The following is a 278-nucleotide window of genomic DNA, read 5'->3' on the forward strand; positions in this document are numbered from 1 at the left end:
GCATCGAACACGATGCTGCGCGAGCTGGAGGTGCCTTGGTCGAGGGCGAGAAGGTAGGTCATGGCGGGCAAGGATAGTGCGGTGCGGTGGGGAAGGCGTGCGGGCCGGATCAGCCGCGCGCCACGGTGCACGCGACCTGCGCCTCGTGCAGCAGCGCCGGGAAGGGCTCGGGCGGGGGGGCGTCGGTGAACAGGCGGTCGATCTGCGCCAGCGTTGCCAGCTGCACCAGGGCCGGGCGGTGGAACTTGCTGTGGTCGGCGGCCAGCCAGACCTCGCGC

At 71.9% G+C, this 278-nt stretch carries 1 pseudogene; it reads right to left on the reverse strand.

Annotation, left to right across the window (positions count from 1 at the left end):
* Positions 1–109 precede the first annotated feature (109 nt).
* Positions 110–278: pseudogene (locus tag B2J89_RS23060) on the reverse strand (DeoR family transcriptional regulator); the annotation flags it as partial.

Source organism: Acidovorax sp. SRB_24, from assembly GCF_012931925.1.